The sequence below is a fragment of the Prosthecobacter fluviatilis genome (assembly GCF_055388355.1).
Genome location: NZ_AP043782.1, coordinates 5,128,678 through 5,147,183, shown reverse-complemented (window position 1 = coordinate 5,147,183; position 18,506 = coordinate 5,128,678). Strand labels below are relative to the sequence as shown.

The 18,506-nt window shown below is 60.4% G+C and carries 13 protein-coding genes; 3 read left to right on the top strand and 10 right to left on the bottom strand.

What is annotated here, in order from left to right; genetic code table 11:
* Positions 1–47: 47 nt before the first annotated feature.
* A complete protein-coding gene (locus ACZ5WW_RS20140; RefSeq protein ID WP_377162205.1) occupies positions 48–1,541 on the bottom strand; it encodes a sulfatase family protein in 1,494 nt (497 codons plus the stop codon).
* 13 nt (positions 1,542–1,554) lie between these two features.
* Positions 1,555–2,346, bottom strand: a complete 792-nt coding sequence (locus ACZ5WW_RS20135) for a 3-keto-disaccharide hydrolase (protein WP_377162203.1) — start codon at positions 2,344–2,346, stop codon at positions 1,555–1,557.
* A gap of 101 nt (positions 2,347–2,447) precedes the next feature.
* Between ACZ5WW_RS20135 and ACZ5WW_RS20130 the strand changes: the two genes are divergently transcribed.
* The 3 genes from ACZ5WW_RS20130 to ACZ5WW_RS20120 all read left to right on the top strand — a co-directional run bounded on the left by ACZ5WW_RS20130 (position 2,448) and on the right by ACZ5WW_RS20120 (position 7,599).
* Positions 2,448–3,770 (top strand): alpha/beta hydrolase, encoded by a 1,323-nt coding sequence (locus ACZ5WW_RS20130; protein WP_377162201.1) that lies wholly within the window; start codon positions 2,448–2,450, stop codon positions 3,768–3,770.
* A gap of 65 nt (positions 3,771–3,835) precedes the next feature.
* On the top strand, positions 3,836–5,107 hold the full coding sequence (locus tag ACZ5WW_RS20125) for a DUF1552 domain-containing protein (protein ID WP_377162199.1): 1,272 nt from the start codon (positions 3,836–3,838) through the stop codon (positions 5,105–5,107).
* A gap of 5 nt (positions 5,108–5,112) precedes the next feature.
* On the top strand, positions 5,113–7,599 hold the full coding sequence (locus ACZ5WW_RS20120; RefSeq protein WP_377162197.1) for a DUF1592 domain-containing protein: 2,487 nt from the start codon (positions 5,113–5,115) through the stop codon (positions 7,597–7,599).
* Between the two features lie 59 nt (positions 7,600–7,658).
* Here the strand turns inward: ACZ5WW_RS20120 and ACZ5WW_RS20115 are convergent, their stop codons facing one another.
* The 8 genes from ACZ5WW_RS20115 to ACZ5WW_RS20080 all read right to left on the bottom strand — a co-directional run bounded on the left by ACZ5WW_RS20115 (position 7,659) and on the right by ACZ5WW_RS20080 (position 18,503).
* Entirely contained in the window at positions 7,659–8,549 is an 891-nt protein-coding gene (locus ACZ5WW_RS20115) for a ThuA domain-containing protein (protein WP_377162195.1), read from the bottom strand.
* A gap of 59 nt (positions 8,550–8,608) precedes the next feature.
* Positions 8,609–9,712, bottom strand: a complete 1,104-nt coding sequence (locus tag ACZ5WW_RS20110; RefSeq protein ID WP_377162193.1) for a hypothetical protein — start codon at positions 9,710–9,712, stop codon at positions 8,609–8,611.
* A gap of 15 nt (positions 9,713–9,727) precedes the next feature.
* Complete coding sequence (locus tag ACZ5WW_RS20105; RefSeq protein ID WP_377162191.1) at positions 9,728–11,026, bottom strand: DUF1552 domain-containing protein; 1,299 nt, start codon at positions 11,024–11,026, stop codon at positions 9,728–9,730.
* A 20-nt stretch (positions 11,027–11,046) separates the two neighbouring features.
* Entirely contained in the window at positions 11,047–13,737 is a 2,691-nt protein-coding gene (locus ACZ5WW_RS20100) for a DUF1592 domain-containing protein (RefSeq protein WP_377162189.1), read from the bottom strand.
* A 377-nt stretch (positions 13,738–14,114) separates the two neighbouring features.
* Positions 14,115–14,483 (bottom strand): hypothetical protein, encoded by a 369-nt coding sequence (locus ACZ5WW_RS20095; RefSeq protein ID WP_377162187.1) that lies wholly within the window; start codon positions 14,481–14,483, stop codon positions 14,115–14,117.
* Positions 14,483–15,136 (bottom strand): RNA polymerase sigma factor, encoded by a 654-nt coding sequence (locus ACZ5WW_RS20090; protein ID WP_377162185.1) that lies wholly within the window; start codon positions 15,134–15,136, stop codon positions 14,483–14,485. Before ACZ5WW_RS20090 ends, ACZ5WW_RS20095 begins: the two co-directional genes overlap by 1 nt.
* Positions 15,137–15,181: 45 nt before the next feature.
* The gene (locus ACZ5WW_RS20085; protein WP_377162183.1) at positions 15,182–16,003 is read right to left on the bottom strand and encodes a hypothetical protein; all 822 of its coding nucleotides are present in this window, start codon (positions 16,001–16,003) and stop codon (positions 15,182–15,184) included.
* A gap of 127 nt (positions 16,004–16,130) precedes the next feature.
* On the bottom strand, positions 16,131–18,503 hold the full coding sequence (locus ACZ5WW_RS20080) for a serine/threonine-protein kinase (protein ID WP_377162181.1): 2,373 nt from the start codon (positions 18,501–18,503) through the stop codon (positions 16,131–16,133).
* Positions 18,504–18,506: the final 3 nt, after the last annotated feature.

Below are 18,506 nucleotides of genomic sequence, written 5' to 3'. Positions count from 1 at the left end.
GGTGGGCAGCGAAACCGGACAATATATTTTGGAGACAAGTGATATCCCTACTTGCGGTAGTCCGCACCGGTGAGGCTGTTCAGCACGGACTGCTGCCAGTCGTGAAGTTCGGCCTGCAGCTTTTTGGCGATGTCGGGCTGTTGATCAAAGACGCTGGTCTTTTCAGCGGGATCTGCGGCGAGATCGAAGAGTTCCTGTTTCACTTCTCTGGTCTTCTTCTGCTCGTGCACCACCAGTTTGTAATGGCCATCGATGATCGCACGCGGCCCGAGGTAGTCGCTTTCTGTGATCTCCGGGTGGCGGAAGTTGCTGAAATCACGCGTCGCTTTGCCGCCCGCTTTTTTCGCCAGCGGGGTGGTGCCTTCCTGCAGACTGGGATCAATGTAAGGTTCCGTCTTTTTGAGATGGGAGGTGTCAAACTGCCAGACCCAAATCGGCTTGGGGCGTTCTGTTGTCTTCCCATCAATCACAGGCATGAGGTCGGTGCCATCGATGGGACGGTCCGGCAGCGGCTGTCCGGTGAGGGTGCAGAGCGTGGGCAGGAGATCGCTGGTTGTAGCGCGCACCTTCGTGTTGCGCGGTCTCGGAATGCGCGTGGGCCATTCGATGAGACCGGGGACGAGCACGCCTCCCTCATAGACCTGCCCCTTCACACCACGATGAGGCAGCACGAGCGAGCCATCGGCAGAGGTGCCGTTATCCCCGCAGTAAAAGAGCAATGTGTTGTCGCGCAGGCCGCTGGTGGCCAGGTGCTTTCGCAGCGTGCCGATGGCACGGTCCATGGCGGTGATCTCGGCATAGCGCTCGCGCAGCACCTCACCTTGCGGGCGTGTCGTCGTGCCGCCGGTTGCGTTGGAGGTGAGCCTGACCTTCTTGTCTTTGTACTTGGCCGGCAGATCATCATACAGCGCCAGATCCTCCGGCAGGCCGCTGTAGGGCTCATGCGGCGAGCCGAACCACACCACGGTGAAGAAGGGCTGCTTTTCTTTGCGGGACCGGTCAATGAACTTGATGGCCTCGTCGATGACAACAGCGGAGCTTTCGCCCTGGATGATTTCAGGAGGGCCACCATTGCGTGAGAGAGATGGGTTGATCTCGAAGAAGTTGTCATGCGACACCCACTCGTGAAAGCCCATCGCGCCCGGACTCGTGGGCGACTCCGCCTTCACCGGACCGAGGTGCCACTTGCCGAAATGGCCGCAGTGGTAGCCGGCTTTGGCAAGGATCTTTGCGACGGTGATCTCCTCCGGTCGGACGGAGAAACCGGGATTGAAGGTGCCCATGCGGTTTGGGTGGCGGCCCGTCATGAAACTGGCGCGTGTGGGCGAGCAGCTCGGATGGGCGGCGTAAAAATTCTCGAAACGTAAACACGTTGCGGCCATGTCATCGAGCACTGGCGTCTTCACGTGCGGATGTCCATTGTAGCCGGTCTCCTCCCAGCCATGGTCGTCCCCCATCATGAGGATGATATTGGGCGGTGGCTCCGCCGCGGATGAAGCACCGAGACAGGCAAGAAAGGCGAGAGCGTGCAGGTGTTTCATAGGCGTATGCAGATCACTTCTTGGTGGTCGGTGACAGCACCGGTCCGGTGCCCTGCGGGCTCTTGGTGCGGGGCTTCTCGATTTTCTCCGCACCTGCGGGGAGCTTGGCAGCATCAAAAGGCTGTGGTGCCTCTACCGGCAGCAGCTTGAGGCGGACGTCTTTGATGTGAACGCTGTTGGGATTGCCGCGATGAAGCTGGATGGCAAGCAGACCTGCAAGCGAGCGCTTGCTCTCATCGCAGTCGGTCAGCTCGGAGGTGATCTTGCCATTGATCTTGTGCACCAGGTGGTTTCCACGGGCGATGACGGTGTACTCATTCCACTGCGAGACGTCCACCTTCACCAGCTCATGGGTGGAGAGCTTCCAGAGTGCGCCAGCGGGATCGAGCAGGACATTGGTGCCGTTGAGCCCGAAAATGCCGCGCCCCTTCTCCTCATACGTCATGCCAGTGTGCTCGGTGGCAGGGTGGATGTCGATCTGATACCCGGTGATGACCCATGGGGCTACCTCGGGCAGCTCGCGGCTGCGGTATTGAATGCCGGAGTTGTTGTCGCCCTCCACCCGCACGGTGGCATGAAGTTCGAAATCTTTGACCTCGCCGCCTCGCCAGATGAGGAAGGAGTTGTGTGGCATGGAGTCCGGGCCAGTGCAGGTGCCGATGACTTCCCCGTTTGCCACCTTCCAGAGCTTGGGGTCGCCATCCCATCCTGTGAGGTCTTTGCCGTTGAAAAGGGAGGTGAAGCCGTCTTCAGCGGAAACAGCACTGGCGAAAATGAGGAGGGAAAGAAGCGCGGGAATTTTCATGGAGGAGGTACAAACGGTCGGAAGAGTGGAAACGAGCGCGGCAGGCTGGTTTCTCTTCATGTGTGCAACTTTCTCGGTTCATCCGCTGTAGGTTTGCTCCCATGCGTTCACTTGCCCTACTCTCCCTCCTGGCGCTCACTGCCCCTCTGCTGGCACAGCAGGCTCCCTATGATGTCTTTCCTGCGGCCAATCCGCCCTACTATCGCGTGCGGTATGAGGCTTCGGCAACGCCTGGAGAACTGATCTTTCCCGTAAACTACACCGTGTGGGTGCCGCCGGGCATCAGAAATCTGCGCGGGGTGATCGTGCATCAGCATGGCTGCGGGGAGGGCTCCTGCAAATCCGGCCTCACAGGAGCCTTTGACCTGCACTGGCAGGCGCTGGCCCGAAAGCACGACTGCGCCCTGCTGGCCCCCTCTTATGAGCAGCCGGAGAAGGCGGACTGCCAGATGTGGTGCGACCCGCGCAATGGCTCGGGCAAAGCTTTCCAGAAAGCCCTCGTCGATCTTGGCGCAAAATCCGGCCATCCCGAACTGGCCAAAGTGCCATGGGCACTCTGGGGCCACAGCGGTGGCGGGCACTGGTGCGGAGGCATGACGATACTGCACCCCGAGCGCGTCGCCGCCGCCTGCCTGCGCTCCGGCGTGCCGCTGCTGGAAGAGAACCCCACCCGGCCCACGATCAAGGCCTACAAGCTGCCGGAAGCCATCACCCAAGTCCCCATCATGTGCAATCTCGGCACCAAGGAGGGAGTGACTGTCAAGGAAGGCCGCTTTGCAGGAGCGTGGACGGCCAATGAAAAATTCTTTGCTGAAGTGCGTGCCAAGGGCGGCCTCATCGGTGTCTCGGTCGATCCTCTCACCGCACATGAGTGCGGCAACCAGCGCTATTTTACCATCCGCTGGCTGGATGCCTGCCTCAGCGAACGCCTGCCGGACGAAAAAGGTGGTGCCCTGCTGCCCATGCCGAAGAAAAACGCCTGGCTGGCCCCGCTGCTAGGCAGCAAGGCCGTGCCTGCGGCTGAGTATGAAGGAGACAAAACCAAAGCCATGTGGCTGCCTGGATATTCCGTCGCAAAGGCCTGGATGACCTACACCAAGGACACGGCGGTGAAGGACAGCACGCCACCTCCGTCCCCTGCGGAACTGCGGGTGAAAGACGGCGTATTAACCTGGAAGGCAGAAGCCGACCTCGAAAGCGGCCTGGCTCATTTTATCATCATGCGAGATGGCAAGCAGATCGCCACCGTGCCCGAGCAGCCAAAAAATCCCTTTGGCCGCCCCATTTTCCAAGGGCTGCAATACAGCGACACCCCGGCCAACCCGCTGGTGGAGATGCGCTTCACAGACGGCAAGGCCGAGAAGGGAAAAAAGCACAGGTACAGCGTCATAGCCGTCAACACCGCCGGGCTCAAATCCAAGTAAAAAGGGCGTGTTTCCTGCTGCAACACGGGGGGCTCTGGCTACGTATTAGCCAGCACCCCCAAATCATGAACAGACGCCGTTTTATCCTCCAATCCCTGGGCACCTCGCTGGCCCTGCCAGGACTCCCCTCCCTCATGGCCGCGAATGTGGGTGGTAATTCCGCCATCAAGGCGGCCAAGGGCGCAGGGGCTGGAGCGCGCAGGTTTGTGGCCGTGGGCAATTTGCTGGGTTACCAGACCAAGCAGCTTTTTCCCACCACCAAGGGGCGCGACTATGAGAAGACCACACTGCTGGAGCCGCTGTGGGACATCCGCGATCACATGACGGTCTTTCGTGGCCTCGATCATGGCGTGAAGGGCGGCCACTTCGCCGTGCATTCCTTCCTTTCTGGCGTGTTGAACTCCGAGGCGCAAAACCGCCCGGATGGCAATGTAACGATTGACCAGTATCTCGCCGACGAGATCGGCTTTGAGACGCGCTTCCCTTCACTGACCGTTGGCTCAGAAGGCGGCATCCACGGCGGCTGCCAGATCGCCTGGACCAAGTCGGGCGTACGTGTGCCACCCGTGACCAATCCTTCCCAGTTGTTTGAAAAGCTTTTTGTCAGCGACTCCAAGGAGCGCCAGGCACGCCGCGTGCAGGAAAACCAGGTGCAGGCTTCCATTCTCGACTCCGTGCTGGATGAGGCCAATCGCCTCTCCAAGCGCGTGAACAAGGAGGACAAGGACAAGCTGGATGAATACCTCACCTCCGTACGCGACGTGGAGAAGCGACTGGAGCTGCGCCAGCGCTGGGTCAGCCAGACGAAGCCCAAAGCCCCCTTTGAAAAGCCTGCGAATCACAATGCCGTGGAGGATCTTCCGATCCTGTATGAACTGATCGCTCTGGCCCTGCAGACAGACAGCACACGCATCGCCACGCTGGAAATCGGCGGCGATTTCATGCCTCAGCATCTCGGCATCAAGAAGGACTGGCACGGCCTCTCCCACCACGGCAATGACCCAGAGGCCATCGCCAGCCTCATCACGCTGGAGAAGTACCAGATCGAGCACTTCGGCAAATTCATCACCCGTCTTTCCAAGATCAACGACGGAGACCGCTCTCTGCTGGACTCCACCACCGCGATCTTTGGCAGCGGCATGGGCGATGGCAACTCTCACAAGAACTCCGATCTGCCCATCCTCCTGGCAGGCGGTGGCTACAAGCATGGCGAATTCCGCGAAGTGCCGCGCGAGGGCATCAACAAAGTGCCGCTGTGCAATCTCTTTGTGGACATCGCGCAAAAGATGGGTGTGGAGACGGACTCCTTTGGCAACAGCACGGGCCGCTTCTCGTGATGAGCATGACGGCTCCGATAGTTCGCTCTGGCGCGCTGCTTTCTCTCGCGCTCCTCACCACCGTTCATGCGGCAGACGATGCGCCCAAGCTCGCCCAGCAGTTTCTCGCAAAGTACTGCCTGGAGTGCCATGACGCCGATGTGCAGAAGGGTGACCGTGCGTTTGAGAAATTCGCGCTGCCGCTGAAGTCCGTACCGGACCTCATCGACGCGCGCGACATCATCGACCAACTCACACTGAAGGAGATGCCGCCGAAAAAGGCGGACCAGCCCAGCGATGACGAGCGCATAGCCATGATCCGCGCCCTGCGCGATGGCACGGTGGCGGCCTACGGCAAATTCCAGAGCACGGGCAGCCGCACGGTCATGCGCCGCCTTTCCAGCCGCGAGTATGAAAACACCCTCGCCGTGCTGTTTGGCCGCCGTGTGGACACCCTGGGCCTCACGGCCGACTTCCCGAAGGAAAAGACGAGCCAGCACATGGACAACATCGGCAAGTCCCTGGTGACCTCGGGCTTCCTGGTGGACCAGTACTTCCAGTCCGCCAACCGCCTCGTCGAAACACGTCTGGGCAAGCCCGCCACCGAGCCGAAAAACTGGCATTTCAACAGCCACTTTGTGCAGTACGAAGAGCTGCAGGGCTCCCACAAATCCGCCTTCAACTTCCGCTACCTCTGCCTCTACGAGCAACCGAATACCGACACTCGTCAGGGCGGCTACGGCCATATCGAGGACTTCAAGCAGGGCGTGCCCGTCTCCGGCCTTTACGATATCGAGGTAGAGGCCGCCGCGCTGCATCGAGACACGCACTATGACCCCGCCATTTTTGGCATCGACTTCTCCGAGCCCTTCATCCTCGGAGTCGTGCCGGGAGATGTCACCAAAGGCCACATCCATTATCCGCAGGCCATCGAGCCGCTGCTTGCCAGCGCTGTGGTGCCGGACAACACGCCTACCGTATTTAAATTCCGCGTGTGGCTGGAGGCCGGGCAGACTCCCCGCTTCATCTTCCCCAACGGCCCGTACGAATCCCGCGCCTCGGTGGTGACGATCAACAAACGCTACAAAGACGAGTTCAAGGCAGATGTGGGCTCATCTGGCGTCGGCCGTGCTCATATCCTGCTGGAAGGCAAGCTGCCGCACATCCGCATCAGCGACATCAAGATCAACGGCCCTGTGCATGAAGAGAAAGGTGGAGCCGAGGAGATCGCCGTATTTGGCAAGGACGGCTTTCAAGCAGAGCGCGCACTGGAACAGCTCGATGCCTTTGCAGAGAAGGCCTATCGTCGCCCGCTTGTTGACGCTGATCGCAAACCCATCAAGGCTCTTTATGAAAAGCGGCTGGCTGAAAAAAACACACCTCGTCAGGCTGCGCTGGATGCGCTGAAGCTGATCCTGTGCTCTCCCTCCTTCCTCTACCTGAGTGAGATCACGGAAGAGTCGGCGAAAGCGCTGAGCCCCTATGACCTTGCCTCGCGTCTCTCCTACGCCCTATGGACTGCTCCGCCCGATGCAGCGCTGCTTGCCTCCGCCAAGTCCGGCACGCTGACACAGGACGCCGAGCTGAAAAAGCAGATACAGCGCATGCTGGCCGATGAACGCGTCAGCGGATTTGTCAGCGGCTTTTTGGACAGCTGGCTGAATCTCCGTGAACTCGGCGGCATGCCGCCCCCGCGCGAGGTGGTGCGCTCCTACTATGCGGAGGACCTGCCCTCCTCGATGAAGAACGAGGCCATTCTCTTCTTCCGCGACCTGCTGAAGACCAACGGCTCGGTCCTCCAGTTCATCGACTGCGATCACAGTTTTGTGGACAAGAAACTGGCCAAGCTATACGACCTGCCCGAGCAAAAGACCCTGCGCCTGGCCGATGGCTTCAAGAAAGTCAGCTTCAAAGGCGAGGCTCATCGTGGTGGCCTGCTTGGCATGGCTGCCGTGCTCACAGTAAGCGCGAATGGTGTCGAAACCTCCCCCGTCACCCGCGGTGTATGGGTCACCGAAAACATTCTCGGCGTGCCGCCGCCACCGCCGCCAGATGTGGTGCCCGCCATCGATCCGGATGTCAGCGGAGCCACCACCATCCGTGACCGCCTGGCCAAACACCGCGCCGATGCCGCCTGCGCTGAATGCCATCGCAAGATCGACCCCCTCGGTTTCAGCCTTGAATCCTTCGACCCCGTCGGGCGCTGGCGCACCAAGTACCCGCAGGTGAACAAGAAGACTCCTGCGCCCAAGATCGACACCACCGGCGAATTCCCCTCCGGCGAGACCTACACTGACTTCACCAGCTTCAAGAAGGTCATTTACGACACGCGCGCCGATCTTTTCAGCCGCCATCTCATCCGCCAGGTACTGACCTACACCACAGGACGCACGATGGAGCTGAATGACGACTTCATCATCGACAAGCTGCACGACAAGGTGAAAAAGCAGGGCCTCGGCCTGAATGCGCTCATCGTCGAATGCCTGATGAGCGAGGTGTTTCGCTCGCGGTGATCGTTGGCTGTCTGCAAAGGGAATTTTGCAGACCAATGTCTGAACCAGCCGCAGATTCTCTATTTCACGACAGGTGCTGCAGCTGCCTCAGGCTTCACCTTCTTCGGTGGTGCGACGCGTGGTGTGAGGAAGGAATCGATCAGCGCCTTGTCCGCTTCGCAATTCGCACCTGCGGCTGGAATCTCCATTCCAGCTGACCACAGCATGCCATTGATCACCAGCTGGCGCATACCCGCCTGCTCCCAGGCTCCGTGCGCATCCAGGCCACTGAAGCTGAAGGAACGTCCGCCGCTGGGACGCTCATAAGCCCAGCCCACGATGTCTTTGTCGCCGCCTTCGGGGGAACCAAGCTTCTCCTTGCCTGACCACACCAGCGGAGTGATACCCTTCATTTCAGCCGGGAACTGCAGGTGGTTCAGCCAGCCGTCATTGATCTTCCACGGCGTGACGCCGCTGGTGATCGCATGCTTGGGGAAGGTGTCATGCACGCTGTCCCAATGGCCGCGGCTTGAGAGCCCATTGTAAGCCGCGCCAATCCAGTTCATCGACTGCTGTGCAAAGGCCGGGGTGAATTCCACCGCCTGATGAAGGTTTACCAATCCCACTTTGCCGTCCGCCATCTTCTGCACAGTGGCCACATGCTCCGGCGAGGCCAGATAGGCCTGCTTGCCACCACCATCGGTGTAAAACACGACTGCTGCGGCACCTTCGAAGACTTTTTCATCCGCAGGCCACTCCTCATTCACCAGCACAGCATCCACACCCGGTGTCTGTTTCAGCATAGCCTGCATGAGGCGGCAGCCACCGAGGTAGTCATGATGGCCTACCTTGTCCACCTCCTTCACTTTCCCGGCCACAAGCACGATTTTGATGCTGTCGGCAGCCCAGGATGAAGCAGTGCACAGTGCTGAAACGGTGAGTGAGAGCAGAAAACGTGAGCGGGAGATCATGGCGAGTGGGTGGAAGGCACTCTAAACGCACCCACTATCCTGGATATGTCTCCCAATCGTCACGGCCGGGTGATCTTCCCATCGCGCTGAAAAATCTGCCAGTCGGCGGCATAGTCTGCGTTGATGAGCCAGGAAGCGGAGTCCTTGTCTCCACTGAAAATGGCAAAAGGAGCGATGGGCAGCGTCTGATAACCTCCCGCAACTGGATCCCAGTTCCTCCCGAGAGAGCCACTTTCAAGCGTGAGTGACTGAAGCTTCACAGGGCCCTTCAGCGGATCGGCATCCGAAGGAACGCGGGCGGCAAAGGTGTGGCGCAGGAATGAAAACAACAGAGGCCAGGTTTTGTCTCCTGGCCCGTGGCCAGTCTTGGGCTCCACAGCATAATTCCACAGAGCGTTGTTCTTTTTCCGCATGGCCTCCACGACGCCCATGTTTTCCTCTTTTGAAGGTCGCGCAAAAAAGGCGTCATCCTCGCCAAAGATCACCAGCCCTGGGATCTGCGCCGCGCCGGGCTGATAGACCTGATAGGTCGTGCCCGGTCGCATGGACACCCAGCCCCACACGCGCGTGCTTTCGGCGGGATAGATGGCGGAGAAACCGGTGCCGTTCGAATGCCCGTAAAGAAACAGCGGCGCATTCTCCAGCTCCGCATGCTGCGCCCTTTGGCCAAAGGTTTTGAGCTGCTCATCCAGCAGGCTGCGGGGCCAGAAACCACGCTGCATGGGGTTGCCGTTGAACTTGAAAAGCGCCAGATGCAGCTTCCGCGAGATCTTGCGCAATTCGGGATGCTTGTAGAGCGCCTCCCCGCTGCCATGGCCGGACATGACCACGATGCCCCGTGCCACCGCCACGCCCTCGGGAATCCAGAGGTCAAACTTCACGTCCTCCTTTTTGCCCTCACCCTTTTCCTTCACGGCCTGTCGCCACTGCTCATCGCTGAGCTTCCAGTCCCAGCTCCGCTCCACCGCCTGCTGCGGTGAGGGAGTGCCCCATTTAGCCTCGTCCAGCACGCCATCCCAGTTCTTCTGCCCCTTCACCTGCGTGTTGGCACGCACCCAGCCGATGCTGTGGCACTCGGGCAGTTGGAGTGTCTCGGTCAGCTCGATGTCGGCGGCAGGGAGATTTGCCACCAGCAGTGCTGCGATGAGAAATGATGGTTTCATGAGGTGGCGAAAGGGCTAAGCGATGAGTTCCTTGAGCACGCCGGAGCTGTCACCATGCCGCTCCACATTCACGCCGATGCCATGCAGCAGAGTCAGCCATGCATTGCACAGCGGCGTGTCCTTTGACGCGACGATGTTGTGCCCGAGCTTGACACCCGCTCCGCCGCCGGTGAGCAGCGTGGGGCAGTTGTCCAGGCTGTGTTCGGTGCGGATGTTGCTGCCGTAAGCCAGCGCCACGTGGTCAAACAAGCGGCTGCCATCCGCCTCTTTCGTCGCTTTCAGCTTGTCGATGAGGCCGGCCAGCAGCTCGCTCTGTGTCAGGTCGCGCTGCTTGGAGGCCTCCAGCTTTTCACCCATCGTCGAGTGGTAATGGCTCATGTCGTGCGGAGCCACTTTGATGCCGATGCTCGTCAGCAGCGTGCTCACGGGCTGACGATAGGTGAGCACGCGCGTGCTGTCCGTCTGCATGGCCGCGATCATGATGTCATACATGATCTTGATCTCCTCCTTGCCAGCCAGACCGGGAGCAGGCTCGGGGATCGGCGCCTTGGGCTGTGGCACGCCAATCCACTGCTCGTCCTTGCTCAGGCGCGTCTCGATGTCGCGGATGCCCTGGAAGTATTCTTCAAGCTTGCCCTTGTCCGTCTTGCCCAGCCCGCGCTGCAGAGTGCGCGCGTTTTCCATCACCGTGTCCAGCACGCTGCGCTTCTGCGCCAGCATGGCTTTTTGCTGCTCGATGGGGGTGGTGTCTTTGGAAAAAAGCCGGTGGTAGGCCTCCACGGGGCCTTTATGGCCGCCGATGGGTTTGCCGCTCACGTCCCAGGCCATCGAGAGTCCAGGTCCGTGACCGGAGGCTTCCGCATTTTCGCCGCCATTGAGCTGCAGGGACGCAAAGCGCGTGTCCAGACCCAGCTTTGCAGCCGCCACCTGGTCTGCGGAGATGCTGTTGTGAAAATTCTGCCCAGGCTCGCCAAAGCGGTTCGCCCCCGTGAGCCACATCGTGCTGCCCCAGTGGCCGTCGTTGCTGTATTTGTTCCAAAGACCCTGCACCACGGTGAAGTCCGCTTTGTGCCGTGCGAGGGGCTTCAAGCCTTCAGGCAGAGTGTAGTCTGCGCCCGGCTGCTTGATGTCTGGGAACCAGCTCTCCGTGGTGATGCCCCAGCCAAAGCCCAGAAACACCAGACGCTTTGGCGGTGCCGCCGGAGCAGCAGCCGAGGCAAAGCGGCGAAATCCGAAAGACTCCAAAGCCGGCAGTGCGATGAGCGCCGTGCTGGATTGCAGAAAGTGGCGGCGTGAGACGGGAGAGGTGCTCATGGTGATTTTTCGGTGAGAGATTACTTCGTGTGGAACTCCTGACTTGCGACCAGTGCGTGGATAAACTCGCGGATGGCGAGATTCTTTTTTCCAGCCTGCTGAACCATGCTGGCAAGGAGAGGCTCATCGCGGAAGCCTGGCGGTCGGCCCAGGGCAAACTCCAGCAGCGCCTCGCTGAAGCCGCGGGCGAAGGCGTCTGATCTGGAGGCGATGATGTCTCGCAGCTCGAAGTAGTCCTTGAACGCAGGTCCTTTGTAAAGCGCTGCCGCAGCCTCGATCGTCCACGTCTTCTTGGTCTTGGGGTCGGCTTTGCCGTTGGCATCCACGGCCATGTAGCTGTCCTCGGTGCGCCACTGTCCGGCAGCATCAAAATTCTCCAGGCCAAAGCCGATGGGGTCGATCTTGCGGTGGCAGCTCGCGCATTGCGGATCCTCCTGATGCGCGAGCAGGCGCTCATGGGTGGTGAGAACCTTTCCAGCGAGACGCGTAATCGCGGGTACGTTTGCCGGAGCAGGCGGGGGTGGGTCATGCAGCAGCTTGCGCAGCACCCAGGCGCCGCGCTCCACAGGACTGGTGCGCTCGCCATTCCCACCCATGAAATGTATGCCAGCCATGCCAAGCAGCCCGCCACGGGGCGAATCCTTGGGCAGCATGATCTTTTCATACCCGTCTCCCTTCACGCCCGGAATGCCGTAGTAGTGGGCGAGCACGCGGTTGATCATCACATAGTCAGCCTTCAGCAAGTCGCGCAGGCTGGAATTTGTCTGCATGACATGCGCCATGGTCTCATGAATCTCAGCTTTCGCGGCCACCTTGGTACCTGAGTCAAAGCGGGGATAGAGCGTGCGATTGACCTCAAAGAAATCAATCCGATCCAGCCCCAGCCACTGATGCGTGAAGGCTTCGAGGAAATTCCCCGAGCGCGGATCATTGAGCAGGCGCTCCGTTTGGGCGGCCAGCACTGCGGGCTTCATGAGTTCACCGCTTTTGCCCAGCTCACGCAGCGCGGCATCGGGTGGTGCGCTCCAGAGGAAATAGGCCAGACGTGTGGCGAGCTCCGGGCCCGTCAGAGCCCGGTGCTTTTCATCAGGGATCGGCTCTGCCAGATACAGAAACATCGGTGAAGACAGCACGACGGCGAGCGTCTCCTTCAGAGCAGCGCTGTGTTTGTCGCCAGCTTTTCGCCGCACCTCATAGAGCCTGACCAGCCTGTCGATATAATCTGCCGTAGGCGCGGTCCCGCGAAACGCCTCCGTGGCAAAGCGCTCCAATCCTGCGCGAAGTTCTGGTGGCGTGGGTGCGGGGGACTTTTCATCCAGCGGAATTCCCAGTGCTGCGATGCCCGGCGGTTTGGGCTTGGCGGCATCCGGCACGCGCTCCACCTCGATCCAGTCCACCCACAGCGTCAGCTCCGGGCCGATGCCGTTGCGCTTCACTGCCTCGGCGCGTTTTCGTCCGCCTTCCTCATTGGTGTCCCAGCTCCCCTTTTCGCGCACAAAGAGCAGGCGGTTCTCCCGCGTCATGTTGCTGCGAGTCAACGTCAGCGGAATCTCGATCACCTGTGGCTTTTCAATGCTGGCGGTGATTTCATGTGAGGCCATCACGCGGCCGGTGCGTGCATAGATGCCGAAGTCAAGAAAGCGCCGCTCGGGCGGAGCATCCTTGGTCGCGCCGGCGCAGACGCGCACCACGTAATTTCCCACCGGCCAGTCAAAAGGCACCAGCAGCTCGATGTAATTCACATTCAGCTCTGCCGGGTGCCTCGTCTGCGTGCCCAGGTAGGCTCCTTTGTCCACCGCAGGCTGCGAGATGTAATACTGGTGATACTTCAGCCAGCCAGCGCCCAGGGAGTCATTGGCCAGATCGGCGTCGTTCTCGCCCTTCTTGTCAAAGCCAAAGCTACGTGGGTTCGGCGCGCCAGGAATACGCGCCCACTCGCGGCGAAAGATTCCGTCATTCTTCGACTCCTTGCGGATCTTGGCCACGATGTCCTTGTTCTCCGGCTTCGCTGCAGCCTCTTCGACTGCCTTCACCCAGTTCTGCGCGCGCTTTTGAGCGTCGATCTGGTAGTCTACAAACTTCCGAACCACTGGCGTCGTCGTCTCACCTTCATAGTGCAGCTTTTTCTCGACGCCCGCCGCAGCCTGCCACGCAAAAGCCTCTTCCATGGCCTCGCGTCCGATGAGCTGATACTGCTCAAACTGGTTCGCAGACATGAAGAGGTTGGCCCCCACGGTGTCAAATCCACCGCCGCCGTCGGCAGGCAGGTCCGAAACATTCACGTCCACCCCAAGCAGCTCGCGCAGCGTGTTCTTGTACTCACGCCGGTTCAGGCGGCGCATGGTGATGACTCCTTTTTGATCTCCCAGGCTACGGCGGGCCGCCACCATCACATTGGCCAGATCATCCAGGAAGTCCGCCTTAGCTTCTTTCGCGGGCTGCTTTTCATCCTCCGGAGGCATGTCGCCGGAGTTCATTTGATTCAGCACCTTCTGCCACTTCTCCGCAGTTTCCAGGTCCTTGATTTCAAACGATAGATCGTCCACGCGAAACTTCCCTTTCTGTTTCTCAGGGCCGTGGCACGAAACACATGTCTCCTGAAACAAAACCTTGTGGCGTTGATCCATCACGGCATGGCCCGGAGCCTCAGTGGTCTGTGACAAGGCATCGGTGGACAGCAGAATGGCTAAAAACAAAAACGGGCGAATCATCGGAAGGAAAAACAAACGCATGAAGATGCGAAATGTATCTCCCCTCCTGAGCCAGAACCGGACGAACAAAAATCATCCGGGATGATCCGAAAAAACGGGACTTGATGCGCGACTCAGATTTTCCACATCGTCCTGCGAGCTTGCTTTTTACGATGGCACGCAGGCATGAGCCGGCTAGCACCACATGAAGGAGGAGGGTGCCGGTATCAGCAAGACCGTCTTCAGCCTGCCCAAGCTCAATGCCAGCGGCAGGAAGAGAAGCGTCCAAGCCAGCGACATGGCGGAGTAATGCCAGCAACTCTTTGCCAAGTCCCACATGTCTGGTTTTATGGAGCGCGTCTCACCGACGTTGTCGAGAGATTATGAAGAGGTGCGGCTCATGGTTGGAGAATGAGAAGCCGCTCTGTGCCATCCGGAAGTTTGACGAGTGCCGCCGGGGTGTCCTTTAGCAAGGCAAAAAGCTGGGCCTCCCCCACCTGCCGCAACACCAGAGGCGGTGCTCCGAAAGATTTCGATGCCAAGGCCGCGGATGGCGTCTTCGGCGGCGGTGCATAGTAACAGAGCATGGCGACCAGCATGCAGGCCACGCCTGCCGCCATGGAGATATGGACGCGCCTCCGCCGCCGTCTGCTCTCCTGCCGCAGCAGTCCCAGCACCTCAGTGCAGGTGGGACCGCAATGCCCGGACGCCGGGGAAAGCACTGCATCCAGCAGTGGCTGAAGGTCTTTGGACTCTTGGGGGGTCATCAGGGGAAATGTTGAAGTTCTTCCGCGATCAGCCGCCGCAGCCGTTCCCGGGTGCGGGCGAGCCTGCCTTCAATGGCGCGTGTGCTCAGGGAATGCCGGGCGGCCGTTGCAGCCAGGGGTTCTATGGAAAAGTAGCGGGCTTCGATGATGTCCCTCTCTGTGGCGCTGAGCCGGTTCAGCGCGGACTCAAGAGCTGAGGTCAGTTTGTCTTCGGCATTTTCGGCGGGCTCAGAGGGGGCAGGCCGCCACCATCTGGCAAAATGCGCCAGCACACGGAAATACCGGCCACCTTTCCGCCGGAGATCGGTCGCGGCATGCCTTGCGGCGCATGCCGTCCAGTTCCATAGCGCGGCTTCGTCCGGCAGAGTCCGAATGTGGCGCATCAGTCGCAGCCACACCGATTGCGCAATCTCCGCCGCCAGCGTCTCGTCACCCGCCGCAAGGGCGAAGCAGTAACGGTAGATCCGCTGTGCCCACGCACGGTGCAGCCATGCAAAGGCCTCCTCTTCACCGCGCTTCAGCGCTGCGCTCAGCCGTGGAACTGCGGCAAAGCTGAACACCTCCGCTGGCGGTGCCGTCACCACCTCATCCACATCCGCCATGGCAGGCCATGGCTGCGGTGCTGGCAGGGATTCTGGCGCAGGAAAGGTCACGACGTTTTTTGTTTGGGGTGGGTGGAAGGGACAGTGGCAGGCACCTCAGGGCTTGCCTTCGCCTGCCATGCGTGGTTCAGCCTCTTTGTTTTCCTTCAGCGCCTTGATCACCTGTTCCACAATCTCCTGCTGGGCGGCGTTGGCCCTGACCACCAGCACTTTTGACTTCGCGTGCAGCATGAGATCTGGTGGCGGCACTGATTCCAATGTCTCCAGGGCGCTGTGCATGATTTCCAGGAAGGCTTGCTCATCGCTTGTACTGTAGCTCCCGGTATCCCCGCGTTTGATTTCATCTGCGGACCTCGAGCTCATGGAGGAGCCCAAGGCGTGGACACGAATGAACCGCCTGCTGGTATCTACTGGCGCTTCCTCCCGCCGGCTGGAAACCGCTGTTTCAGCCGGGACCGTGAGGGGGACCTGGCCCGAGTCTGAGCCGGCTGTCTTGTTGCGGATGATCCGGTAGCCAATGGCAGCCTGTGCCATGGAATGTCCTCCCGTTGCCGGCGTCGGGTCCAAAATCGGCACCAAGCTGCAGTCTGCTGCAGCTGCGGCCAGCGCCACCGCCTGCAAGGGCGAGACATGGTGCAGTCTCAGCGCCGGCACCTCAATATCGCTCACTTCCTGTGTCATCAGGATGTTGGGCATGTGCCCTATGTGGTCCCTCCACTCGGGCATCAGCTTCACCTCAATGTAGTCATGTATGAGGTGGCCCAAGGTGTCTGGCGGCAGGAAGATGTTGTCATCAGCATCTATGCTGGCGGAGGCCGCTGGTGCTGGCGGTGAAGGTTTGGTGGCGGGGGTCTGTGCCGGCAGCGTTTCTGCACGGACAAGCAGCATGACGGCGATCAGAAAAAGATGTGTTTTCATTGGAACAGATGAAGGCATGGGTTTGATGGAAGATGAAGTTTCACCTGTATCACGACGGCGGAGTCGAAAACCCACGCAGGGCTGGCATTTTTGTCCGCAAGCCTCTTGCCGGCGGGGCACGAATTTCTCACGGCTGTTTTTCATCCCACCAAGGAGGCAGGCTGCTGAAAAGATAGACGGGCGCCTGTTCCGGACTCCCGCCTTTGCGTTCGGGTTCGATCATGATCATGTACGAACTCTGAGGCGCTCCCTCAAATGACACATCGCAAAAATGCTTCACTCCAAAGCCCAGCGAGAAACCAGGGCGCTCAGTGAGACGTTTCAGCGGGTAGCGGTTCCACTCGCGCATGAAGCGCTTCAGAGCCTCGCTTTTGCCAGGCCAGTCGCCCCGAAGACGGGCCACCCATGCAGTATCGGGGATGCCGCCCATCTGATAGTCCTGAAACTCCTTGCCGCCAGTCTCATGCTTCAACTGCGCCAGCACGCCCGGCGAGAGCAGGGAGTCGAGGATTTCCGGCGTGTCCTGCACGGCGCAGGCGTGGAAAAACGAACGTGCCGTGTGCATCACTGTGTCGCGCGGATATTCGATCACCAGCGGCGGTGCATCTGACTGGCTTCGCTGCATCAGGTCCGGCCAGTCCATGACGGTGATGAAGGTCCGCACGCGGGTCATGACCGCCTGTGTCGCCTTGACGATGATCTGCTGGTCGTCCCCGGTCGTCCTCGCCTCACCGCCCGCGCCTGCGGCTATGATGCCGCGCAGTCCGCTGTCCAGAATCGCTTTGGCAGAGGCGTGCCGCAGGGGGAAAGTGCACGTGGCATCTTGCATGGGCTGACCTGAAGCCCCTTGCATGCTCGGATCCAGCGCCTGGCGCAGCAGCTTCCACCGCACCCTGATGCCTCCCGTGCTGTCCGCAAAGCCGGTCACCTGCAGCAGGCCGATGTGGCCCGCGTGAGTCTGAAACAGCACCGGTTTTGGCGTCCCATCTGCATCCAGTGCGGGCTGTTGAAACGGCACCATCAGCGTCGGCTGGGAGGAGCCGGCACTGCCCGCTGCCACACCTGACGCCGCTGCCAGGGAAGCAGCCTCACCAGGCTGCAGCTTGGCAAAGGAAAGGCCGGGAAACACCAGCCTGCTGCCAAAGAATACCAGTTCGATGTGAGGATCGGTCTTCAGCAGCATGATGTCCGCCCCCGTGTCTTCCGCCCACTGCCGCAGTTTTTCATCCGCAGCCGGCGGCGGCCTGCCCTGCGTATGCAGTTTCACGGCCTCCAGCACATCCTCCGGTGCCGCCACAAACTTTCCCGACTCCAAATCGAGAGCGTATTGATGTGAGGCTGCGCCCGGCATCCGCAAAATTCCATCCACAATGGGGGCAAAGGACGCAGCCTGGCGCCCTGCATCGACAGGCGGTGCCTTGCCGCGCGATGCCAGATGGATGCTGACCATGAGACCAAGGGCCACCAGCACAATCACACCCGCAATGACCAGCAGTCGGATGCAGCCATGCCTCTTTTTATCTGTGGGCTGGCGCGCTGGTGGAATGGCAGGAGGACTCACAGCCGCCTCGACCTGCGTGCGGAATTCAGCCGCCGTCTGATAGCGCAGCTCCGGTGTCTTTTCCAGCGCCCGCAGCACGATCTGGTCTATGCGCACGTCCACCTGCACACGCTTTGAAGGCATTTCGATTTTGCCTTTCGGCCGCTGGCCGGTGAGCATCTCGTAGAGCACGACCCCCAGAGAGTAGATGTCTGCCCGATGATCAGCGGTACCATTGGATTGCTCGGGCGCTGCGTAGTCAGGGGTGCCGAAAGGGAGTGATGCGGGCGCACTTGTCCGCAGCTCAGGGTCGCAAGCACAGGCTCTCTCCCTGGCACCAATCATCTTCGCGATGCCAAAATCCGCGATCTTCACCGCACCCGCCTTGTCGATGAGCAGGTTCTCCGGCTTGATGTCCCGATGCACGATGCCGTGATCGTGCGCGCATTGCAGGGCCTCGCAAACCGGTGGCACGATGCTCAGCGCCTCCCTGGGCGTGAGCCGCCTGGCTTGCATCAGCTGCCGGAGATTCACCCCGTCCACGAATTCCATCAGCAGGTAGAAGAACACGCCCGACTGCCCGAAGTCATGCACGGTCACGATGTTCGGGTGACTCAGCTTTGCTAGCGCCTGTGCCTCCCGCTGAAAGCGTGCGGAAAAGTCCGGCTGCCCGGCGAGCTCCTCTGGCAGGATCTTCAGAGCGACGAAACGATCAAGCTGCGGCTGGCGTGCTTTGAACACCGCCCCCATTCCGCCGCTACCGATCAGCCCGGTCACTTCCAGATGAGGAAAGGCGGCACGCACCGCCTCCAGGGAAGGCGGCGCATGCAATTCTGCGGAACCTGCTTCTGTGGGTGCCAGCGCCCTGGCCAGCACACAGCGGGGACAGAGGCCGTCGGCGGCGTCTTCCGGAATGGATTGTCCGCACTGAGGACACGTGGGGGATGCATTGGTGCTCATGCC